1 protein-coding gene and 1 pseudogene are annotated in these 23,659 nt (G+C 50.8%); both read right to left on the bottom strand.

Annotated elements, in window-relative coordinates:
* Positions 1-172: 172 nt before the first annotated feature.
* On the bottom strand, positions 173-17,149 hold the full coding sequence (locus BA1DRAFT_RS02510) for a non-ribosomal peptide synthetase (RefSeq protein ID WP_477707058.1): 16,977 nt from the start codon (positions 17,147-17,149) through the stop codon (positions 173-175).
* Positions 17,135-22,228: pseudogene (locus tag BA1DRAFT_RS24775) on the bottom strand (amino acid adenylation domain-containing protein); the annotation flags it as partial. The pseudogene BA1DRAFT_RS24775 and the gene BA1DRAFT_RS02510, both read right to left, overlap by 15 nt.
* Between the last annotated feature and the right edge of the window lie 1,431 nt (positions 22,229-23,659).

Here is a 23,659-nt window from a genome sequence, read left to right as displayed (position 1 = left end):
AGCCAGATTAGATTAAATTACTATCGATGACAGAAAAAACTTGATTAAATAACCCATATGGAAATTATCAATTCTATTATTCTGTTTTAAAACAAAAACAATCCGGTATAAACAATATATACCGGATTGTCACACCAACGTTAAATTATCCAATATTCCTTACTTATTAGTATCACGCCACCTCCTTTTCAAAACTGATTGCCAGCACCCTATTCAAAGCTTGAGCTAAAACAGTTTTATTCTCATTATCCTCTAATAAACTAAAATGGTTACCCGGCATCGCAATCAACTCAAGAGAAGTATTAGGCATTATCCGTTCCCAGCCCAACGACGGTTCTATGCTTATGGACTTTGGTTTTTCATCCGTCACAAAAGAAATCGCAGGGGAAGGGTCTACCGCATAGAATTGATGCAACGTTATTGCTAATGTCGACGGCTCATAATTGGCAACTATTTGTGCATAACGCGCGATCTGTTCCCAACGTTTTGCGATCACATCAGCACACAGATTTGCAGGGTATAACGCCAGTTCCTGCGCCGCTGCAATAAACTGCACCAAATTCAACTCATCAATTTGCCGATACAACGCCGCAATCTCTTCTGGGAATTCCTCCCCTGACCGCCGGGCCAGATCAGTAAAGAAGTGATATTTGGGCTGTATGGACTCTTTCCTAAAATAATGAGGCGCAGGCGTATCAATCAAGCCCAGGAAATTAACCGTTTCTCCGGCATTCAAAAGCTGTTGAGCAATAGCGTAAGCCAATATCCCACCAGAAGAGTAACCGCATATCTGGTACGGGCCTACCGGTTGAACAGTTTTCATCAAAGTGACCATTCTGGCAGCTTGCTCCTCCATCGTTGACATCGGCTCCTCATGGATGGACGGCCAAGGCAAAGCATAAATTGGATAACCTGACTGGATATGCTGAGCTAACCCAAAGACATAGGAGTGGTCACCCATGCCACTGGGAACAAAGAACAACGGCAGCCCTGTTCCGTCAGGTCGCACCGATATAGCCTCACTTTGTGGCTGAGATAATAAATCTGAAGTGATTTTTGCAGCCAGTTCAGTCAGCACCGGGAATTGGAACACAGCATTCAATGTACAAACTAAACCACGACCCGCGGCAAGGTTTACCATTCGCATAGCGAGCAAGGAATGACCGCCCAACGCGAAGAAGCTGTCATGCCGGCTAATCTGCTCAACCCCTAGCAATTCACACCAAATCGCCGCTAATACAGTTTCCGTTTCGCCTTGTGGCGCTTCGAAAACCTGATGAGCAAACGCTTCATTGTCCGGTGTCGGCAGCGCACGACGATCCAGCTTACCGTTCGGCATTAGCGGGAAGGCATCCAGACGCACAAAAGCCGACGGCACCATATAATCAGGCAAAATAGCGCTCAAGTGAGTACGTAGGCTGTTAGCCAGTCCTTCATCCGCCTGTGCCACAACATAAGCAATCAACCGTTTCTCCTGCCCTTCCCCTTGCGCCAATACCACAGATTCACTCACCGCCGGGTGCTCCACCAACCGAGCCTCAATTTCACCGGGTTCAATGCGGAAACCGCGGATTTTCACCTGATGGTCGTTACGCCCCAAGAATTCCAAATTGCCATCCGGCAGGTAACGGGCCAAATCCCCAGTACGGTACATTCGTGCACCCGGCTTATCACTAAATGGATCGATAAGGAAACGTTCAGCGGTCAATTCAGGTCGGTTCAGATAACCACGCGCCACGCCAACACCACCAATATATATCTCGCCAATACTACCTAATGGCACCGGTTGGCCGTATCTGTCCAACAGGTAAATACAGGTATTTTTAACCGGCCGACCAATTGAACGATCATTTTCTGGTGATAATATCTCCCGACTGGTTGCAATTACAGTACTTTCCGTTGGGCCATACGTATTTAACAACCGTGGATGGTAGGTTTCTTGAGCAAACCACGCCTGAATGACGCTTTTTTTCACCGCCTCGCCACCAATAATGACTAACCGGAGGCACTCAGGAAGCCGTGATGTACCGCCGACAACCGCCAATTCAGACAAAAATAGAGTCGGTAGAGACATCACTGTAATACCATGTTGCCGGATTAAAGAGATAAATACCGGCACCGAAGTCAGCCAACTATCATTCCGGATAACCAGCGTGGCGCCATGACATAATGACGAAAAGAATTCTTCTACTGAAGCATCAAACGCAAAAGAGGAAAATTGTAGTACCCGGTCTTGCGCCGTCACTGCATAGGTCTCACTAAAACCCAAACTACGCTGATAAACAGCCTGATGTTCTACCATTACGCCTTTCGGTTGCCCGGTTGAGCCGGAGGTGTAAATCACATACGCCAGATGCTGTGGCGTCAACGCCGTAACCTGTGGGTTTCTGTCCGGTTGATTAAATTGGATATTCGGGTCGAGTACAATCCGTTCCGCCACTCCTGTTTCACTGAGTGCCTCCCGTCCAATACCATCAGCCAACACGACTACAGGAGTGGAATCAATCAAGATATGCGCCAGACGTTCACCCGGATAGGCCGGATCTAGCGGCACATAAGCTCCTCCGGCTTTTAATACCGCCAACAATCCCACCACCATTGCCGGAGAACGTGACACGCAAATCGCTACCCGCTGGTCCGGTACAACACCCAGAGCAATCAATTGATGGGCCAGTCGGTTAGCGAGGGCATTTAATTCAGTATAACTGAGGGTCTGATCTTCATACACCAACGCTATCGCATCCGGATTTTTCTCCACCTGTTGTTCAAACAACTGATGAATACATAGCGCCTCAGGATAGACTGTTTCCGTAGCGTTCCAGGTTGTTAACAATAACGTACGCTCAGCTTCCGGCAGAATATTTAATGCCCTCACCGGTGTCTCTGGCGCCTGTTCAAGCGCTTCTACCAGACTTTCCAACGCCTGTTGCATATAACCACATAGCCTTGCCGGATCAAACGGTTGTACCACCTGAGCAGTCAGTCCCAGAGCGTCTCCAAAATCCTCCACCGATAGCGCTAACGGATAGTTGGTCCGCTCCTGTCCGCTAATAAATTCAAGATCATTTATCAGTTCATCTGACGTTGCTGACAATGCATTATGTCGATAATTCAACAAACTACTAAAGAGAGGACTCTCACCCGGCACGCCACTACAACGCTGAGCCAACGCCAGTGAGGCATGTTCATGCTCTAATAGTCCGGCGAGTCGGGTATGCGCTGCCTGTACAGTGTCCCGTACCGGGGTATCATCCATATCCAACCGTAACGGCAAGGTATTGATAAACAGTCCCATACTATTGTCAGCACCTTCGCTTGCCTGCATCCGTCCAAACAGCACGGTGCCGAACACCACTTTTTCCTGACCGCTGGTACGCGACAACACCTGCGCCCAAGCCAAGTGGCACAGCGCCGCCAGACTGACCCCCAAACGTCGAGCCTGACTACGCAGACGGTCATTCAAGGCTGCCGTCAGCATCCGGTGCGATTCCGTCACTTGCGAGCCATCACGATGCACTTCCGTTAAACCAAACGGCAAGGTCGGTTCATCCACCTCCGCTAACATATCGGTAAAGAAGCGAATATGTTCCGCTTGACTGACACCCAGACGGGCCTGCGCTATCAAATTGCGGAAAGGTGTCGGGCCAGGCAGGTTGCCCTCTTGTCCTTCCAGATAAGCGTGTACTTCACGGTCCATCACCTCCAGCGTGGTATGGTCGCCAATCAGGTGATGCAGCAGTTGCAGCAGGAACCAACGACCATCGGTTTCCTGTGCCACCACAAAACGCAATAACGGCGCTTCACTCAGATCGAGACGATGTTGACGCGGATCAAAACGCCGGGTTAACTGCTGGCTGACCGGACCGTCAGCCGGGTTTAATGTCAGTTCCGTCACGGATAAGGCGGCTTGACGCAAAACCACCTGAGCGGGTGCGGATAATCCCTGCCAGATAAAAGCCGTCCGTAAGATATCGTGCCGATCAACCACCTGCTGAACAGCCACTAGATAACGATCTAATAGAGACCGGTTAGCAAAAGCCATCTGACCTATCAATAGATACGGGTCACCTTCATTTGCCAACAGGTGATGAAACAAAATGCCATCCTGCAACGGCGACAACGCGTAGATATCCTGAATATTGGCAATACCGCCCGGTATCTGCCCGACGATAAGATCAATTTCAGGCTGGTTCAAATTAATCAATGGCAACATCACCGGTGTGAGTACCGTCGTCGCTGGCGTAATCACATTCGGCGGCACCACGACAACCCGATGCTGCCCCAAGGTTTGCGCCAAGTCAGACAGCACCGGCGACTGGAATAGATCACGCACCGCCAATGTCAACCCTAAGTGACGTAGGCGTTCAATCATACGTACAGCAAGCAACGAATGCCCTCCCAGGGCAAAAAAGCTGTCATACCGGCTTATCTGTTCAACCCCCAGCAATTCACACCAAATCGCGGCCAGCGCCATTTCCGTTTCTCCCTGGGGAGTGGCGTAAACCTGACGGGCAAACGCTTTACTGTCCGGTGCCGGTAGCGCACGACGATCTAACTTACCGTTCGGGGTTAGTGGGAACGCATCGAGACGCACAAAAGCTGCCGGCACCATATAGTCTGGCAAAATAGTTTGCAGGTGAGTACGCAGGTTGTTCGCCAGCCCGTCATCCTCTGGTGCTACCATATAGGCAACTAGACGCTTGTCATGACCATCACCTAACGCTAACACTGTGGCTTCTCGCACCATCGAATGTTCTATCAGCCGAGCTTCGATTTCCCCCGGCTCAATCCGGAAGCCGCGGATCTTAATTTGCTGATCATTACGACCGACAAACAGTAAATTGCCATCCGGCAGGTAACGAGCTAAATCGCCGGTGCGATACATCCGAGCATCCGGCATATCACTAAACGGATCCGCCAAGAAACGCTCAATAGTTAATTCAGGGCGATTCAGATAGCCACGGGCAACACCTGCGCCGCCAATATACAGCTCTCCCACACATCCTAACGGAACCGGCTGACCATCAGCATCCAACAGATAAACCCACGTATTGGCCGTTGGACGCCCGATAAGCACCTCTGTATCCATATAGTCTGACGGACAATGCCAGGTTGTGGCACAAACCGTTATCTCTGTCGGCCCATACGCGTTGAATAGCGTTGCCCGACCACACAATGCCCGGAGCAGCGCCACACTGGGGGCTTCACCTCCCAGAATCAAGGTCGGTTTTATCGTTATCATCGGTAAATCAGCACCATCCCGAAGCAGGGCCGGTGTTAAACAGGCGTGTGTTATCGCCTGTTCCTCCAGATAACACCAGAGGCGGCGCGGGTCCTGACGAACGATATCAACAGAAATAGCCAAAGTAGCGCCACCGCACAGCGCCATCATGATTTCCCAGACACTGGCATCAAAGCCAAATGAAGCAAACTGCAACATCCGGCTACCAGAGTGAATAGCGAATTGGGTGATTTTATCCCGGATAAGATTGACCAGCCCTCGATGTTCAACCATTACCCCTTTCGGCACACCAGTCGAACCAGAAGTGTAAATCACATACGCCAGATGCCGTGAGGTTAGCATTGATCTCTTTGGGTTGCCGCCCGGTTGGTCAAACAGGGTGTTTGGGTCGAGCACAACCTGTTTTGCCAGTACCTTCTCACCCAATGCTGTACGTCCAGCATTATCCGCCAGTAAAATAGTCGGCGCGGCATCCATCAGAATATACGCCAGACGCTCGTCAGGATAAGTTAGGTCCAACGGCACATAAGCGCCACCCGCTTTCAACACCGCCAACAATCCCACTACCATTGCCGGAGAACGTGACACACAAATCGCCACCCGCTGGTCCGGCTCTACACCTAGCGCAATCAGCTGATGGGCCAGTCGGTTGGCGCGGGCATTCAGTTCGGCATAGCTGAGAGTTTGATTTTCATACACCAATGCTGTGGCATCCGGGTTTTTCTCCACCTGTTGTTCAAACAACTGATGGATACACAATTGGTCAGGATATTCGGTTTCCGTTGCGTTCCAGGTTCTTAACAGCAATGAACATTCCGTTTCCGGCAAAATATTCAGGGCCCGAACGGGCATTCCCGGAGCTTGCTCAAGCGCTTCTACCAAACTTTCCAGCGCCTGTTGCATATAGCCGCATAGCCTTTCCGGATCAAACGGTTGTACTACCTGAGCGGTCAGCCCCAGTGCGTCACCAAAATCCTCCACCGACAGCACGAACGGATAGTTAGTTCGCTCCTGTCCACTAATAAACTCAATACCGCTTATCAGTTCATCTGACATTGTTAACAATGCATTATGTCGATAATTCAGCAAGCTACTAAAGAGGGGGATATCACCCTGCACCCCACTACAACGCTGAGCCAGCGCCAGCGATGCGTGCTCATGCACCAACAATTCCGCCAACCGGCCATGCGCTGCTCTTACGCTATCCTGTATCGGTGTATCATTGATATCCAGCCGCAACGGCAAGGTATTAATAAACAGCCCCATGCCATTGTCTGCCCCTTCACCTGCCTGCATCCGTCCAAACAGCACAGTGCCAAATACCACTTTTTCCTGTCCACTGGTACGCGACAACACCTGTGCCCAGGCCAGATGGCACAACGCCGCTACACTAACACCCAAACACCGGGCCTGACTGCGCAGACGATCATTCAAGGCAGCCGTCAGCATCCGGTGAGATTCCGTCACTTGCGAGCCATCATGATGTACCTCCGTCAAACCAAACGGCAAGGTCGGCTCATCTACCTCCGCTAACATGTCAGTAAAGAAACAGGCGTGTTCTTCCTGACTCATCCCCAGCCGAACCTGAGCCACCAGATTACGGAAAGGGACTGGCGCCGGCAGGCGATTCTCTTGTCCAGCAAGGTACGCTTGCACTTCACGATTCATTACGTCCAACGTGGTATGGTCGCCAATCAGATGATGCAGCAGTTGCAACAGGGTCCAACGGCCATCGGTTTCCTGCGCCACTACAAAGCGCAATAACGGTGCTTCGTTCAGGTCGAGACGATAATGACGTGGATCAAAGCGCCGGGTTAACTGCTCACTGACCGGACCGTCAGTCGGATCCAAGGCCAGTTCCGTCACGGAGACAGTGGCTTGACGCCAAACTATCTGAGCCGGTACAGATAATCCTTGCCAGATAAAAGCCGTACGTAAGATATCATGACGATCAACTACCCATTGAACCGCGGACAAATAACGATTTAACAGAGACCGATCAGTAAAAATCATCTGTTCAACCAGCAGATACGGGTCCCCCTGATTCGCCAACAAATGATGAAACAAAATACCGTCCTGCAACGGTGACAACGCATAGATATCCTGAATATTGGCGATACCGAATGGCACCTGTCCGACGATAAGATCAATTTCAGGCTGGGTCAGGTTAATTAGCGGCAACATCGCCGGCGTGAGTACCGTCGTTACTGGTGTAATCATATTCGGCGGTACCACCACAACCTGATGCTGCCCCAATGTTTGCGCCAAATCAGCCAACACCGGCGACTGGAATAGGTCACGCACCGCTAACGTCAGCCCCAATTTACGCAGGCTTTCAATCATCCGTACTGATAGAAGAGAATGACCGCCCAGAGTGAAGAAGTTATCGTACCTGCTGATCTGTTCAATGCCCAGTAATTCACACCAAATGGCCGCCAATGTAGTTTCCATTTCTCCTTGCGGCACCTCATAGATCTGACGGGCAAAAGCCTCGTTGTTCGGTGCCGGCAGCGCCTGACGATCCAACTTGCCATTCGGTGTTAATGGAAACGCATCCAACCGCACAAAGGCTGATGGCACCATATAGTCAGGTAAAGTGGCCTTCAAATGGGTACGCAGACTATTCACCAGCTCCTCATGGGCTTCCGCTACCACATAAGCGACTAACCGTTTCTCCTGCCCTTCCCCTTGTGCCAATACCACTGATTCACTTACCGCCGGGTGTTCCACCAACCGGGATTCAATTTCACCCGGTTCAATGCGGAAACCACGGATTTTAACCTGCTGGTCGTTACGGCCCAAGAATTCCAAGTTGCCGTCCGGCAAGTAGCGGGCTAAATCTCCGGTACGGTACATTCGTGCATCGGGTTTATCATTAAAGGGATCGTTCAGGAAACGTTCAGCCGTCAAGTCAGGGCGATTGAGGTAACCACGCGCCACTCCCGCGCCCCCAATATAAATTTCCCCCACCACGCCCAATGGCACAGGTTGACCATGCCTATCGAGCAAGTAAAGGCAGGTGTTGGCTATAGGACGGCCGATACTCTCAATAATCCTGTCATCCCGCTGTATCGGCAACCAAGTAGAATAGGTTGTTGTTTCGGAAGGCCCATAGAGATTACATAACCGCTGTACTTGCGTTTCTTCGAAAATCTGTTCAATTAAAGCGCTTTTAAGCGGTTCACCCGCCAGATTAACGGTATGAACCGACGCCATCAGTGCCTGAACCTGCAATAATGGTTTCATCGCAGAGGGGACTGAATTGAGCAAGGTCACCGGCAGAACACGCTGCATCAATGCCAAGACATCATCCACCAAATGAATCGCCGCACCACGGAATAACGGCATAAAACATTCAAAAATGGACAAGTCGAAGTTCATCGATGTTGAAAAAAGCGTCTCTCGGATTTCTTCGGCCACAAAAGCCTGTTGTGCCCAGTGCAGGAAGTTAACCGTATTCCGGTGCTCAATCATCACCCCTTTTGGCATCCCAGTGGAGCCGGAGGTGTAAATCACATAGGCCAGATGCCGGGAAGTCAGCGCAGGTAGCTGAGGATTATTGTCCACTTGATCAGGCAAAATATTGGGGTCCAGTACCGTCAATCCAGCAAGCGCTTCTTCGCCCAGTGCAACGCATCCTTCCTCATCCGCCAGTACCACTGACGGTGCGGCATCATGCAGGATATGCGCCAGACGTTCACCCGGATAGGCCGGATCTAATGGTACATAAGCCCCGCCGGCTTTCAGCACCGCTAACAACGCCACCACCATTGCCGGTGAACGAGACACGCAAATCGCCACTCGCTGGTCCGGTACGACGCCCAACGCAATAAGTTGATGAGCCAACCGGTTGGCGCGGGTATTTAATTCGGTATAACTGAAGGTCTGCTCTTCATACACTAACGCTATCGAGTCAGGGGTTTTCTCCACCTGTTGTTCAAACAAATGATGAATACATAACTGATTAGGGTATACGGTTTCCGTGGCGTTCCAGGTTTTCAATAACAACGTGCGTTCCGCTTCCGGCAAGATTTCCAATGCCCGAACGGGCATGTCCGGGGCTTGCTCAAGGGCATCCACCAAACTTTCCAGTGCCTGCTGCATATAACCGCATAAGCTTTCCGGATCAAATGGTTGTACCGCCTGAGCGGTCAGCCCCAATGCGTCACCAAAATCCTCCACCGACAACATAAACGGATAATTAGTCCGCTCCTGTCCGCCAAGAAACTCGACACCGTTTATCAGTTCATCTGACGTTGTTGACAATGCATTATGTCGATAATTCAACAGGCTACTAAAGAGGGGGATCTCACCCTGCACGCCACTACAACGCTGAGCCAGCGCCAGTGAAGCATGTTCATGTTCTAACAACCCGGCCAGTCGGGTATGGGCTGCCTGCACACTGTCCCGTACCGGCGTATCATTGATATCCAGCCTCAACGGTAAGGTATTGATAAACAACCCCATGCCGTTGTCAGCACCGTCCCCTGCTTGCATCCGTCCAAACAGCACCGTGCCGAACACCACTTTCTCCTGACCGCTGGTACGCGACAACACCTGCGCCCAAGCCAAATGGCACAGCGCTGCCAGACTGACGCCCAAATGTCTCGCTTGATTACGCAAACGGCCATTTAACCCGGCCGTCAACATCCGGTTCGATTCCGTCACTTGCGAGCCATCACGATGCACTTCCGTCAAACCAAATGGCAAGGTCGGTTCATCCACCTCCGCTAACATATCGGTAAAGAAGCGGATATGTTCCGCTTGACTGACACCCAGCCGGGCCTGCGCTATCAAATTGCGGAAAGGGGCCGGTACAGGCAAACTGTCCTCCTGTCCGTCCAGATAAGTTTGTACTTCACGATTCATCACTTCCAGCGTGGTATGGTCGCCAATCAGGTGATGCAGTAGTTGCAACAGGATCCAACGACCATCAGTTTCCTGTGCCACTACAAAGCGCAACAACGGGGCTTCGCTCAGGTCAAGACGATAATGACGGGGATCAAAACGCTGAGCTAGTTGGTCGCTGATCGGACCGTCAATCGAGTTTAGTGTCAGTTCAGTTACCGATAAGGTGGCCTGACGTAAGACCACTTGTGCCTGAACTGACAATCCTTGCCAGATAAAGGCGGTACGTAAGATATCGTGCCGATCAACCACCTGTTGAACAGCCTCCAAATAACGATCCAACAGAGACCGATCAGCAAAGGCCATCTGACCCATCAACAGATACGGGTCACCTTCGTTTGCCAACAGATGATGAAACAAAATACCATCCTGTAACGGCGACAACGCATAGATATCCTGAATATTGGCGATACCGCCCGGCACCTGCCCAACAATAAGATCAATTTCAGGCTGAGTCAGGTTAATCAGCGGCAACATCGTCGGGGTGATTTTCGTCGCCGCTGGCGTAATGACATTCGGCGGCACCACTACAACCTGATGTTGCCCCAAGGTTTGCGCCAGTTCAGACAGCACCGGAGACTGGAACAAGTCACGCACCGCTAGGGTCAACCCCAAGTGACGCAGGCGTTCAATCATGCGCACAGCAAGCAGAGAATGACCGCCCAGAGCAAAGAAGCTATCGTGCCGGCTAATCTGTTCTATACCCAGCAATTCACGCCAAATCGCTGCCAATATCATTTCCGTTTCCCCTTGGGGCGCTGCGTAAACCTGACGGGCAACGGCTTCACTATCCGGTGCCGGTAGCGCACGACGATCCAACTTACCATTAGGGGTTAACGGAAAACCATCCAGCCGCACAAAAGCCGTCGGCACCATATAATCAGGCAAAGTAGCTTGTAGGTGAGCACGCAGGCTGTTCACCAGCCCCTCCTGAGCTTCCGCCGCCACATAGGCCACTAGCCGTTTTTCCGGCCCATCACCTAAGACCAGCACAGCCGCTTCACGCACCGATGCATACTCTGTCAACCGGACTTCAATTTCTCCCGGTTCAATGCGGAAACCGCGAATTTTAACTTGTTGATCGTTACGCCCCAAAAATTCCAGATTGCCATCCTGCAAATAGCGGGCTAAATCCCCGGTGCGATACATGCGCGCATCTGGATTATCACTAAACGGATCAATAAGGAAACGTTCAGCGGTTAATTCAGGGCGATTGAAATAACCCAAGGCTACGCCATCTCCCCCGACATAAATCTCTCCGGTCGCCCCCAATGGTACCGGCTGACCATACGCATCCAACAAATAAACTCGCGTGTTGGCTATCGGCCGGCCAATAGGGATCCGAGTCGTTCCCTGCGCTAACGCCTCAATAGGATATATCGTGGTAAAGGTGGTTCCCTCACTCGGGCCATAAGCTTGTAATAATTGTTGTGGCGGACGATTATCCAGAACCTGAGCAATCACATGTAAATCGGGTATATCTCCCCCGAAAATCAAGATCTTAATCTGCGGCAGAACCGGAGATAACTCTATTACCAACCGGTTAAACAATCCGATAGTCAACCACAGAACCGTAATGCGATCAGCTTGTAAAACTCGTACTAACTCCTGAGGTGTTAATAACGTGGCGCGGTCAATCACCACCAAAGCACCACCGTTGAGCAACGGAGCCCAAACTTCAAACGTGCTGGCGTCGAAAGCGGGATTAGCTGTAAAGGCAACCCGATCATCCGGTCCGATGTCGGCATAACCATTATTGATGACCAGTCGGACCACCGCACGATGCGGCACCAAGACTCCTTTAGGTGTACCGGTAGAACCGGAGGTGTACATGATATACGCTAACTCGGCGCTGGAATGCGGTAATTCAAGGTTGAGACACTCCTGCTCTCTGTCAGTGCCTGATTCATCCGAAAGACGAAGTAGCGGCACAGCCAGATTAGCCGGAATATCAGTCTGTATATCGGTGATTAGCAACCTAGCGGAACAATCACTTATCAGCCAGTTTTTCCGCTCATCCGGCACACTGGGATCAACCGGCACATAAACAGCGCCGGCTTTGAGAATCGCCAATTGGGCCACCACCAGTTCCATCGAACGCTCTAACAGGAGCGCAACATGATCACCGGGACACACCCCGTGTTCGATGAGCTGACGAGCCAACCGATTAGCGCGGGTATTCAGTTCCGTATAACTCAGGATTTTGTCTGCCGCTATCAATGCCGTCGCTTCCGGGGTTTTCTCCACTTGTTGTTCAAACAACTGATGGATACATAACGCCTCAGGATACACGGTTTCCGTCGCGTTCCAGGTTGTTAACAACATCGTACGTTCCGCATCCGGCAGGATTTCCAATGCCCGAACAGGCATGTCTGGAACTTGCTCCAGCGCTTCCACCAAACTTTCCAGCGCCTGTTGCATATAACCGCATAGGCTTTCCGGATCAAAAGGTTGTACCACCTGAGCGGTCAGCCCCAATGCATCACCAAAATCCTCTACCGACAACACAAACGGATAGTTAGTCCGCTCCTGTCCACCAATAAATTCAACACCGTTTATCAGTTCATCTGACGTTGTTGACAATGTATTATGTCGATAATTCAACAAGCTACTAAAGAGAGGGATCTCCCCTTGCACACCACTGCAACGCTGGGCCAGCGCCAGTGACGCGTGCTCATGCACCAACAATCCCGCCAACCGGCTATGGGCTGCTCTTACGCTATCCCGTACCGACGTATCATTGATATCCAGCCGCAACGGCAAGGTATTAATAAACAGCCCCATACCATTGTCTGCCCCTTCACCTGCCTGCATCCGCCCAAACAGCACGGTGCCGAATACCACTTTTTCCCGACCGCTGGTACGCGCTAACACCTGCGCCCAAGCCAAATGGCACAACGCCGCCACACTAACACCCAAACACCGGGCCTGACTGCGCAGACGGTCATTCAAGGCAACCGTTAGCATCCGGTGCGATTCCGTCACCTGCGAGCCATCACGACGCACCTCCGTCAAACCAAACGGTAAAGTCGGTTCATCTACCTCCGCTAACATGCCCGTAAAGAAACGAGCGTGTTCTTCCTGGCTGATACCCAACTGGACCTGAGCCACCAGATTACGGAAAGGGACTGGCGCCGGCAGGCGATTCCCTTGTCCGGCAAGATAGACCCGCACTTCACGATTCATTATGTCCAACGTGGTATGGTCGCCAATCAGGTGATGCAGTAGTTGTAACAGGAGCCAACGACCATCGGTTTCCTGCGCCACCACGAAGCGCAATAACGGCGCTTCCCCCAAGTCAAGACGATGCTGACGTGGATCAAAGCGCCGGGTTAACTGGTCACTGACCGGACCGTCAGCCGGGTTTAATGTCAGTTCAGTCACCGACAAGGTGGCCTGGCGTAAAACCACCTGTACCGGGACTGACAATCCTTGCCAGATAAAGGCGGTACGTAAGATATCGTGCCGATCAACCACCTGTTGAACAGCCTCCAAATAACGATCCAACAGAGACCGATCAGCAAAGGCCATCTGACCCATCAACAGATACGGATCACCTTTCTTCGTTAACAAGTGATGAAACAAAATACCATCCTGCAACGGCGACAACGCATAGATATCCTGAATATTGGCAATACCGCGTGGCACCTGCCCGACGATAAGATCAATTTCAGGCTGGGTCAGATTGATCAGTGGCAACATTGTCGGCGTGATTTTCGTTGCCGCTGGCGTAATGACATTCGGTGGCACCACTACGACCTGATGCCGCCCCAGTGTTTGCGCCAGTTCAGACAGTACCGGAGACTGGAATAAGTCACGCACCGCCAGCGTCAATCCCAATTTACGCAAGCTTTCAATCATTCGTACCACCAGTAGAGAATGACCACCCAGTGCAAAGAAGCTATCGTATCGGCCGATCTGTTCAATCCCCAGTATCTCTCGCCAGATAGCCGCCAATGTAGTTTCCATTTCTCCTTGCGGCGCTACATAAACCTGACGGGCAAAAGCCTCGTTGTTCGGTGTCGGCAGCGCCAGACGATCCAATTTACCGTTCGGGGTTAACGGAAAGACATCCAGACGCACAAAAGCCGTTGGCACCATATAGTCAGGTAAAGTGGCTTTCAGATGAGTACGTAGGCTATTTACCAGCCCGTCATGAGCTTCTGCCACCACATAGGCAACCAGCCGCTTATCCTGCCCTTCATTTTGTACCAACACCACAGATTCACTCACTGCGGGATGTTCCACCAACCGAGCCTCAATTTCACCCAGTTCAATACGGAAACCGCGGATTTTAACCTGCTGGTCATTACGCCCCAGAAATTCCAGGTTGCCATCCGGCAGATAGCGGGCCAAATCGCCGGTGCGGTACATGCGGGCATCCGGTACATCACTAAACGGATCGATAAGGAAACGTTCAGCCGTCAAGTCAGGGCGATTGAGGTAGCCGCGCGCTACTCCCGCGCCCCCGATATAAATTTCACCTACCACGCCCAATGGCACAGGTTGACCATGCCTATCGAGCAAGTAAAGGCAGGTGTTGGCTATCGGACGCCCAATACTTTCAACAACCCTGTCACCCCGCCATATTGGCAACCAAGTAGAGTACGTTGTCGTTTCGGAAGGCCCGTAGAGATTACATAACCGCTGTACTTGAGTTTCTTCGAAGATCTGTTCAATTAAGGCGCTTTTAAGCGGTTCACCTGCCAGATTGACGGTATGAACCGACGCTATCAGCGCCTGAGCCTGCAATAAAGGCTTCATCGCAGACGGTACTGAGTTGAGCAATGTTATCGGCAAAACATGCCGTATCAATGACAAGGCATTATCGACCAAATGAATTGCCGTACCACGAGATAACGGCATAAAACATTCAAAAACGGACAGATCGAAATTTATCGACGTTGAAAAAAGCGTTTCTCGGCTTTCTTCGGCCACAAAAGCCTGTTGTGCCCAGTGCAGGAAGTTAACTGTATTGCGGTGCTCAATCATCACCCCTTTAGGTACACCCGTAGAGCCGGAGGTGTAAATCACATACGCTAAATGACGGGAGGTCAACCCAGGAATCTGCGGGTTGCTATCCGGCTGGCTAGGTAGGGCATTCGGGTCAAGTACAACCCGTTCTGCCAATGCCTTCTCACCCAATGTCGTACGTCCGACATTATCCGCCAGTACAACAGTCGGAGCAGCATCACGCAGGATATGCGCCAGACGTTCCCCCGTATAGGCTGGGTCCAACGGTACATAGGCTCCACCCGCTTTCAACACCGCTAACAACGCCACCACCATTGCCGGTGAACGAGACACGCAAATCGCCACCTGTTGGTCCGGTACAACACCCAGAGCAATCAATTGGTGGGCCAGTCGGTTAGCGCGGGCATTTAATTCCGCATAGCTGAGAGTCTGATTTTCATACATCAATGCTGTCGCATCCGGGTTTGCCTCCACCTGTTGTTCAAACAACTGATGAATACATAACACCTCAGGATAGACTGTTTCCGTGGCGTTCCAAGTTTCCAGTAACAGCGTGCGCTCCACTTTTGGCAGGATTTCCAACGCCCGAACAGGCATGTCCGGTGCTTGCTCAAGGGCCTCCGCCAGACTCTCCAACGCCTGTTGCATATAACCGCATAACCTTTCCGGATCAAACGGTTGTACCACCTGAGCAGTCAGCCCCAGTGCGTCACCAAAATCCTCCACCGACAGCATAAACGGATAGTTAGTCCGCTCCTGTCCACCCAGAAATTCAATACCGCTGATGCTGTCATCCAACATTGCCGGTAAGGTATTATGCCGATAGTTCAACAAGCTATTAAAAAGGGGGATCTCACCCTTCACACCACTACAACGCTGAGCCAGCGCCAGTGAGGCATGTTCATGTGCTAGTAGTCCGGCGAGTCGGGTGTGCGCTGCCTGTACACTGTCACGTACTGGCGTATCATTGATATCCAACCGTAACGGCAAGGTATTAATAAACAGTCCCATGCCATTGTCTGCCCCCTCTCCCGCTTGCATCCGCCCAAACAGCACGGTGCCGAACACTACTTTTTCCTGACCACTGGTACGTGATAACACCTGCGCCCAAGCCAAATGACACAACGCCGCCAGGCTGACCCCCAAATGTCTTGCCTGATTACGCAGACGGTCATTCAAGGCTGCCGTCAGCATCCGGTGCGATTCCGTCACCTGTGAGCCATCACGATGCACTTCCGCCAAACCAAACGGTAAGGTCGGTTCATCTACCTCCGCTAACATATCAGTAAAGAAACGAGTATGTGCTTCCTGACTGATACCCAACCGGACCTGAGCCACCAGATTACGGAAAGGGACTGGCGCTGGCAGACGGTTTCCTTGGTCGGCAAGGTATGCCCGTACTTCATGGTTCATCACATCTAGCGTGGTATGGTCGCCAATCAGGTGATGCAGCAGTTGCAGCAGGAACCAACAACCATCGGTTTCCTGTGCCACCACAAAACGCAATAACGGCGCTTCACTCAGATCGAGACGATGTTGACGCGGATCAAAACGCCGGGTTAACTGCTGACTGACCGGACCGTCAGCCGGGTTTAATGTCAGTTCCGTCACGGATAAGGCGGCTCGACGCAAAACCACCTGAGCGGGTACGGATAATCCCTGCCAGATAAAAGCCGTCCGTAAGATATCGTGCCGATCAACCACCTGTTGCACCGCCGTCAGATAACGATCCAACAGAGCCCGGTCAGCAAAAGCCATCTGACCTATCAACAGATACGGGTCACCTTCATTTGCCAACAGGTGATGAAACAAAATACCATCCTGCAACGGCGACAAGGCGTAGATATCCTGAATATTAGCGAGACCACCCGGTACCTGTTCGACAATCAGATCAATTTCAGGCTGGGTCAGATTAATCAGCGGCAACATCGCCGGCGTGATTTGCGTTGCCTCTGGTGTAATCATATTCGTTGGCGCCACGACAGCCTGATGCTGCCCCAGGGTTTGCGCCAGTTCAGACAGCACCGGTGACTGGAATAGATCACGCACCGCTAACGTCAACCCAAGATGACGCAGGCGTTCAACCATTCGTATCGCCATCAGTGAATGACCACCCAAGGCAAAAAAGCTGTCATACCGGCTGACCTGTTCAATCCCCAGTAATTCACGCCAAATGGCCGCCAGCGCTATTTCCATTTCTCCCTGGGGCGCGGCGTAAACTTGACGGGCAAAAGCTTTATTGTCCGGTGCCGGTAGCGCACGACGATCTAGCTTACCGTTCGGGGTCAGTGGGAACGCATCGAGACGCACAAAAGCCGCCGGTACCATATAGTCAGGCAACATTCCACTCAGATGAGTACGCAGGCTGTTCACCAGCCCGTCAGCCGCTTCCGCCGCCACATAAGCCACCAGCCGTTTATCTTGCCCTTCCCCCAGCGCCAACACAGTAACCTCACGCACCGCCGGATGCTCTGCCAGACGCGTCTCAATTTCCCCCGGCTCGATCCGGAAACCCCGGATTTTAATCTGCTGATCATTACGGCCCAGGAACGCCAGATTGCCGTCCGGCAAGTAACGAGCCAAGTCTCCGGTACGGTACATCCGCGCATCCAACGCATCACTAAATGGATCGGTAAGGAAACGCTCAGCAGTCAGTTCAGGTCGGTTCAGATAGCCGCGGGCAATACCTACTCCGCCAATATACAGCTCACCCACACCTCCCAATGGTACTGGCTGCCCACAAGCATCCAGCAGATAAACCCGCGTGTTGGCCGTTGGGCGCCCGATAGGCACCTCTGTATCCGTATAGTCTGACGGACAATGCCAAGTTGTGGCACAAACCGTCATCTCTGTCGGTCCATACGCATTGAACAAGTTTACCCGACCACGCAGAGTCTGGAACAACGCCGCACTGAGTGCTTCACCCGCCAGTACCAATGTCGGCATGGTTGTTATCGTCGGCAAATCCGTACCATCACGAAGCAGGGCCGGTGTCAGGCAAGCGTGCGTCACCGCTTGTTCTTCCAAGTAACGCCAGAGACGATGAGGGTCCTGACGAACCAAGTCAGTAGGGATAATCAAACCGGCTCCACTGCTCAGCGTTATCATGATTTCCCAGACACTGGCATCAAAGCCAAATGAGGCAAACTGCAACATCCGGCTGGTTACCCGAACATCAAGCCGAGTCACCTGTGCCAAAGCCAGATTAACCACACCACGATGCTCGATCATCACCCCTTTCGGCGTACCGGTCGAACCGGAGGTGTAAATCACATACGCCAAATGCTGTGAAGTTAATGTCGGTATCTGTGGGTTACTGTCCAGCCGATCAAACAGGGTATTTGGATCGAGCACAGTTCGTTCTGCCAGTGCTTTCTCACCCAACGCTATACGCCCAGTATCATCCGCCAGCAAAATAGTTGGGGCGGCATCCGTCAGAATATGCGCCAGGCGCTCGCCCGGATAAGCCGGGTCCAGCGGAACATAGGCTCCACCGGCTTTTAGTACCGCCAACAATCCCACCACCATCGCCGGTGAACGAGACACGCAAATCGCCACTCGCTGATCCGGCTCTACCCCTAGTGCAATCAGTTGATGAGCCAGTCGGTTAGCACAAGCATTCAGCTCCACATAACTAAGAGTTTGATTTTCATACACCAATGCGGTGGCATCCGGGTTTTTCTCCGCCTGTTGTTCAAATAACTGATGAATACATAACGTATCAGGATAGGTGGATTCCGTGGCATTCCAGGTTTCCAGTAACAGTGTGCGCTCCGTTTCCGGCAAGATGTTCAGGGTCCGTACCTGTGTCTCCGGAGCCTGCTCAAGGGCTTCCACCAAACTTTCCAACGCCTGTTGCATATAACCACATATTCTTTCTGGACTAAACGATTGAACTACCTGAGCGGTCAGCCCCAGTGCGTCACCAAAATCCTCTATCGATAGCGCTAACGGATAGTTAGTCCTCTCCTGTTCCCCAAGGAATTCGATGCCACTGATGATTTCACCCGAAACCACGGGTAATGTGTTATGCCGGTAGTTGAGTAGAGAACTAAAAAGTGGAACGCCATTTTGTACACCACTACACCGTTGAGCCAGTGCCAACGAAGCGTGTTCATGATCCAATAACCCGGCCAACCGGCTATGTGCTGTCCGTACACTGTCCCATACAGGGGTATCATCGATATCTAGCAGCAATGGCAAGGTATTGATAAATAGCCCCATTCCACTGTCAACACCTTCCCCCGCTTGCATCCGTCCAAATAGTACGGTACCAAACACCACTTTCTTTTGACCACTAGCACGCGACAACACCTGCGCCCAAGCCAGATGACACAACGCCGCCAGACTCACCTCCAAACGTCTCGCCTGACGACGCAAACGGTCATTCAGTTCAGGCGTCAGCATCCGGTGCGACTCCATCACCAACGAACCATCACGATGTACCTCCGTCAACCCGAAAGGTAACGTCGGTTCATCTACCTCAGCCAGCATGTCAGTAAAGAAATGAATATGCTCTTGCTGACTTACTCCCAACCGAGCCTGAGCCACCAAATTGCGGAAAGGTGCGGGAACAGGTAGGTCATCCCCCTGTCCGGCAAGATACGCTTGAATTTCCCGCTTCATCACTTCCATCGTGGTATGGTCACCAATCAAATGATGCTGTAATTGCAGTACATGCCAGCGACCATCGGTTTCCTGCGCCACCGCAAACCGCAACAACGGGGCCTGACTCAGTTCAAAGCGATACCGACGCGGGTCAAAACGTTGAGCCAATTGCTCACCGGCTGGGCCATCAGCCGGGTTCAATGTCAGTTCAGTAACTGATAAAGGCGCTTGACGCCAAACCACCTGAACCGGTGCGGATAATCCCTGCCAGATAAACGCGGTCCGCAGGATATCATGGCGATCAATGACTTGTTGTACCGCGGCCAGATAGTGGTCCAACAATTCCCGGTCAGCAAAAATCATCGGATAAGCCAACTGATAGGGATCGCCTTCCTTTGCCAGTAGATGATGAAACAAAATGCCGTCCTGCAACGGCGACAGAGCATAGATATCCTGAATATTGGCGATCCCGCCCGGTACTTGTTCAACAATATGGTCAATGTCAGTCTGAGTCAGATCAATCAACGGCAACATCGCCGGTGTGAGTTCCGTCGTCGTCGAAGTAATAACGTTCGACGGCACCACCACGGCCTGATGCTGTCCTAATGTTTGGGTCAATTCTGATAGTACAGGGAATTGGAATAGGTCACGCGCGGCCAGTGTTAGTCCCAAACTACGCAAACGTTCAATCATCTGCACACCGAGCAATGAATGACCACCTAACGCAAAAAAACTGTCATGGCGACTTATCTGCTCGATCCCTAGCAACTCACGCCAGATAGCGGCCAGCGTAATTTCCATCTCACCTTGTGGCGCCTCATAAACCTGACGAGCAAAAGCTTCCACTCCCGGCACCGGTAACGCCCGGCGATCCAACTTACCGTTCGGGGTCAACGGAAAAGCATCCAGACGTACAAAAGCCGACGGTACCATGTAGTCAGGCAACCGAACACGCAAATGTTCACGCAAACTATTGACCAACTCATCATCAGCCCGCGCTACCACATAGGCAACCAAACGCTTGTCCTGCCCGTCTCCCATCGCCAGTACTACAGATTCACTTACCGCAGGATATTCCATCAATCGGGCTTCAATTTCCCCTGGTTCAATACGGAAGCCACGAATTTTCACTTGCTGGTCATTGCGACCAATAAATTCCAAATCGCCATCCGGCAGATAACGAGCCAAATCCCCAGTGCGGTACATGCGTGTATCGGGTTTATCACTAAACGGATTGATAAGGAAACGTTCAGCGGTCAATTCAGGGCGATTAAGGTAACCACGGGCCACACCAGCACCACCAACATATAACTCCCCCTCCGCCCCCAACGGCACCGGCTGACCATATTTATCTAACAAATAGAGTGTTAAATCGGGAATACGGGTGCCAACAGGACTTACTACCCGCGCGACATCATGGTGATCCAATTCCCGGTAAGTGACGTGAACTGTGGTCTCCGTGATGCCGTACATATTCACCAACTGAGGTGATTTCTCTTCACGCAGGGCATACCACGGCTTCAGAATACTGGGATCGAGGGCTTCCCCGCCAAAGATGATATAACGCAAGCAGTCCGGTAATGGATTGGCGACATAACTAGCAATAAAAGCTTTGAAAGCACTAGGAGTCTGATTCAACACCGTGATACCGTGCTGACACACGAATTGATGCAGTTCTTGAGGTGAACGGGCAATCGCGTGCGGTACCAAAACCAGTTTAGCGCCGTAGCGTAAAGCTCCCCATAATTCCCACACCGAGAAGTCAAACGCAATGGAATGGAACAGGCACCAAACATCTTGCTGGTTAAAGTGATACCAGGATTCAGTCGCGTCAAATAAACGCTGGATATTACGATGTTCCACCATCACCCCTTTCGGCGTGCCGGTTGAGCCGGAGGTGTAAATCACATAGGCCAAATGCTGTGCGGTCAATGCCGGTACTTGTGGGTTACTGTCCGGTCTATCAGGCAGGATATTCGGATCAAGTACCGTCAAGCCTGCCAACACCGCCTCTCCCAGTACATCACATCCGGTGTTATCCGCCAGTAAAATAGCCGGAGTAGCATCAGTCAGAATATGTGCCAGACGCTCACCCGTATAAACCGGGTCCAGCGGCACATAAGCTCCACCCGCTTTCAGCACCGCCAACAATGCCACCACCATTGCCGGTGAACGTGACACACAAATCGCCACCCGTTGGTCCGGTACGACACCCAATGCAATCAACTGATGAGCCAGTCGGTTGGCGCGGGCATTTAACTCAGCATAGCTAAGGGTTTGCTCTTCATGCACTAACGCTATCGCGTCAGGAGTTTTCTCTACCTGTTGTTCAAACAACTGATGAATACATAACGTGTCAGGATACGCGGTTTCCGTCGAGTTCCAGGTTTCCAGTAACAACGTACGTTCAGCCTCAGGCAACAAATTAAGCTGCCTGATAGGAGTTTCATCCCCCTTCACTTTCGACGATATCAACACCTGTAAATGTTCGCTCATTCGCTGAACAATTTCGGCGCTCAGACGATTTACATCATAGATCCAGCGAAAACCGCCCTGAGCATTTATCTGGAGAGTTAGCAATTCACCGCGCGCCTTCTGATCATACTGGCTGTCATCCTGTATCACAGAGACAGCGATCCGCCACGGTCGACTTGTTGTTAACTCAGGAATAGTTCGTAGTGCGGGAGAGTGAGAAAGGAGATCACAACTAAATGTATGGTGCTGCGCCAACCGGGCAAGTTCATCATCAACCCTGTCAGCTACCGCGCACCAAGGCTTATCAAACGCCACCTCAACAACCATCGGCGCCACCGGTGACAAATCCGTCAACATATCCGGTTTATCTTTTGTCTCATTCACACACCAACCAATTTGGAATTCAGTCTGCTGAGTCAAACGCGCAAGATAAATAACGAATGCTTGTAATAGGGTCCGCCATGCGTCCCCTTCATCGTTTTTGGGTAGTGGTGGCTGCCAAGGACTCATTACCCATCTGGGTTCTGTCTGGTTCCCGGCGCTTTCAAAAGGTAATTGAAGGGGCTCAAACATAGTAAGACGTTCGCACCAGAATAATTCACTCGGTGTCAATGCCTTGGGGATATTCTTCACGTTCTGAGTCTGTTGTGAAATATCATTCGCACTGGTTATGTTTTCTAATGTCTGAGAGAGGAATTCAGCTTTAACAATTTTTTCTTGTTTAACAACGCTATCTTTCATTTACTACTACCTCAACGAACCTGTTCGGAATTTGGAAACTGTCTTGAATGACAGTTATCGCAAGAGTTTTTCTTTTATTTCTTGCTCCCAAGAAATAAAAACCGGCATGCCTGACATCAATTCAAAATTCTCAGATATTGGATGTCATAGCCCGGCTAATTACTATTAATTAACAATTCTTCAATGCTAATTTTCCTGACAACGGAATAAATAATTCATCTTATTATCTGAAATAAGATATTTAATCCTTCCTATTTCCTTAGATAAATTAAATTAATCTCTGAAATTTTTATTGGACGATACTAAATTATACAACCAAAGATGTAACTGTTAAGGCAAATGCCAAAAACAGATCAATATAAATTAAAACCAAATTAGCTCCATCATAATAAGTATTATTTCAGGTCATTATTATGAATATGGAATAGGTAGATAATATACTGTTATGCATTTAAATGATTATTCAAAACTCCCTCTATATCAATTAAAAAACAAACTCTCACAAATGTCCTTCAAATGCAATAGCCTCAACCTACAGCATAATACTATATATTTTCATTTTATTACTTAAGTGTTTGTATTTAACAACAAAGTAACAAAGTTGACATTACAATTAAAACGCATTTTCAGACTTGTCTTATTTTCTATAAGTTGTTTTCTCAATAACAATCTGACTAATCAGAAAAATAATAAAATAGATAGTTTTCAAAA

This window comes from Photorhabdus aegyptia (genome assembly GCF_000612035.1).
Classification (GTDB): Bacteria; Pseudomonadota; Gammaproteobacteria; order Enterobacterales; family Enterobacteriaceae; genus Photorhabdus; species Photorhabdus akhurstii.
This window is presented reverse-complemented; position numbering and strand designations above follow the sequence as displayed.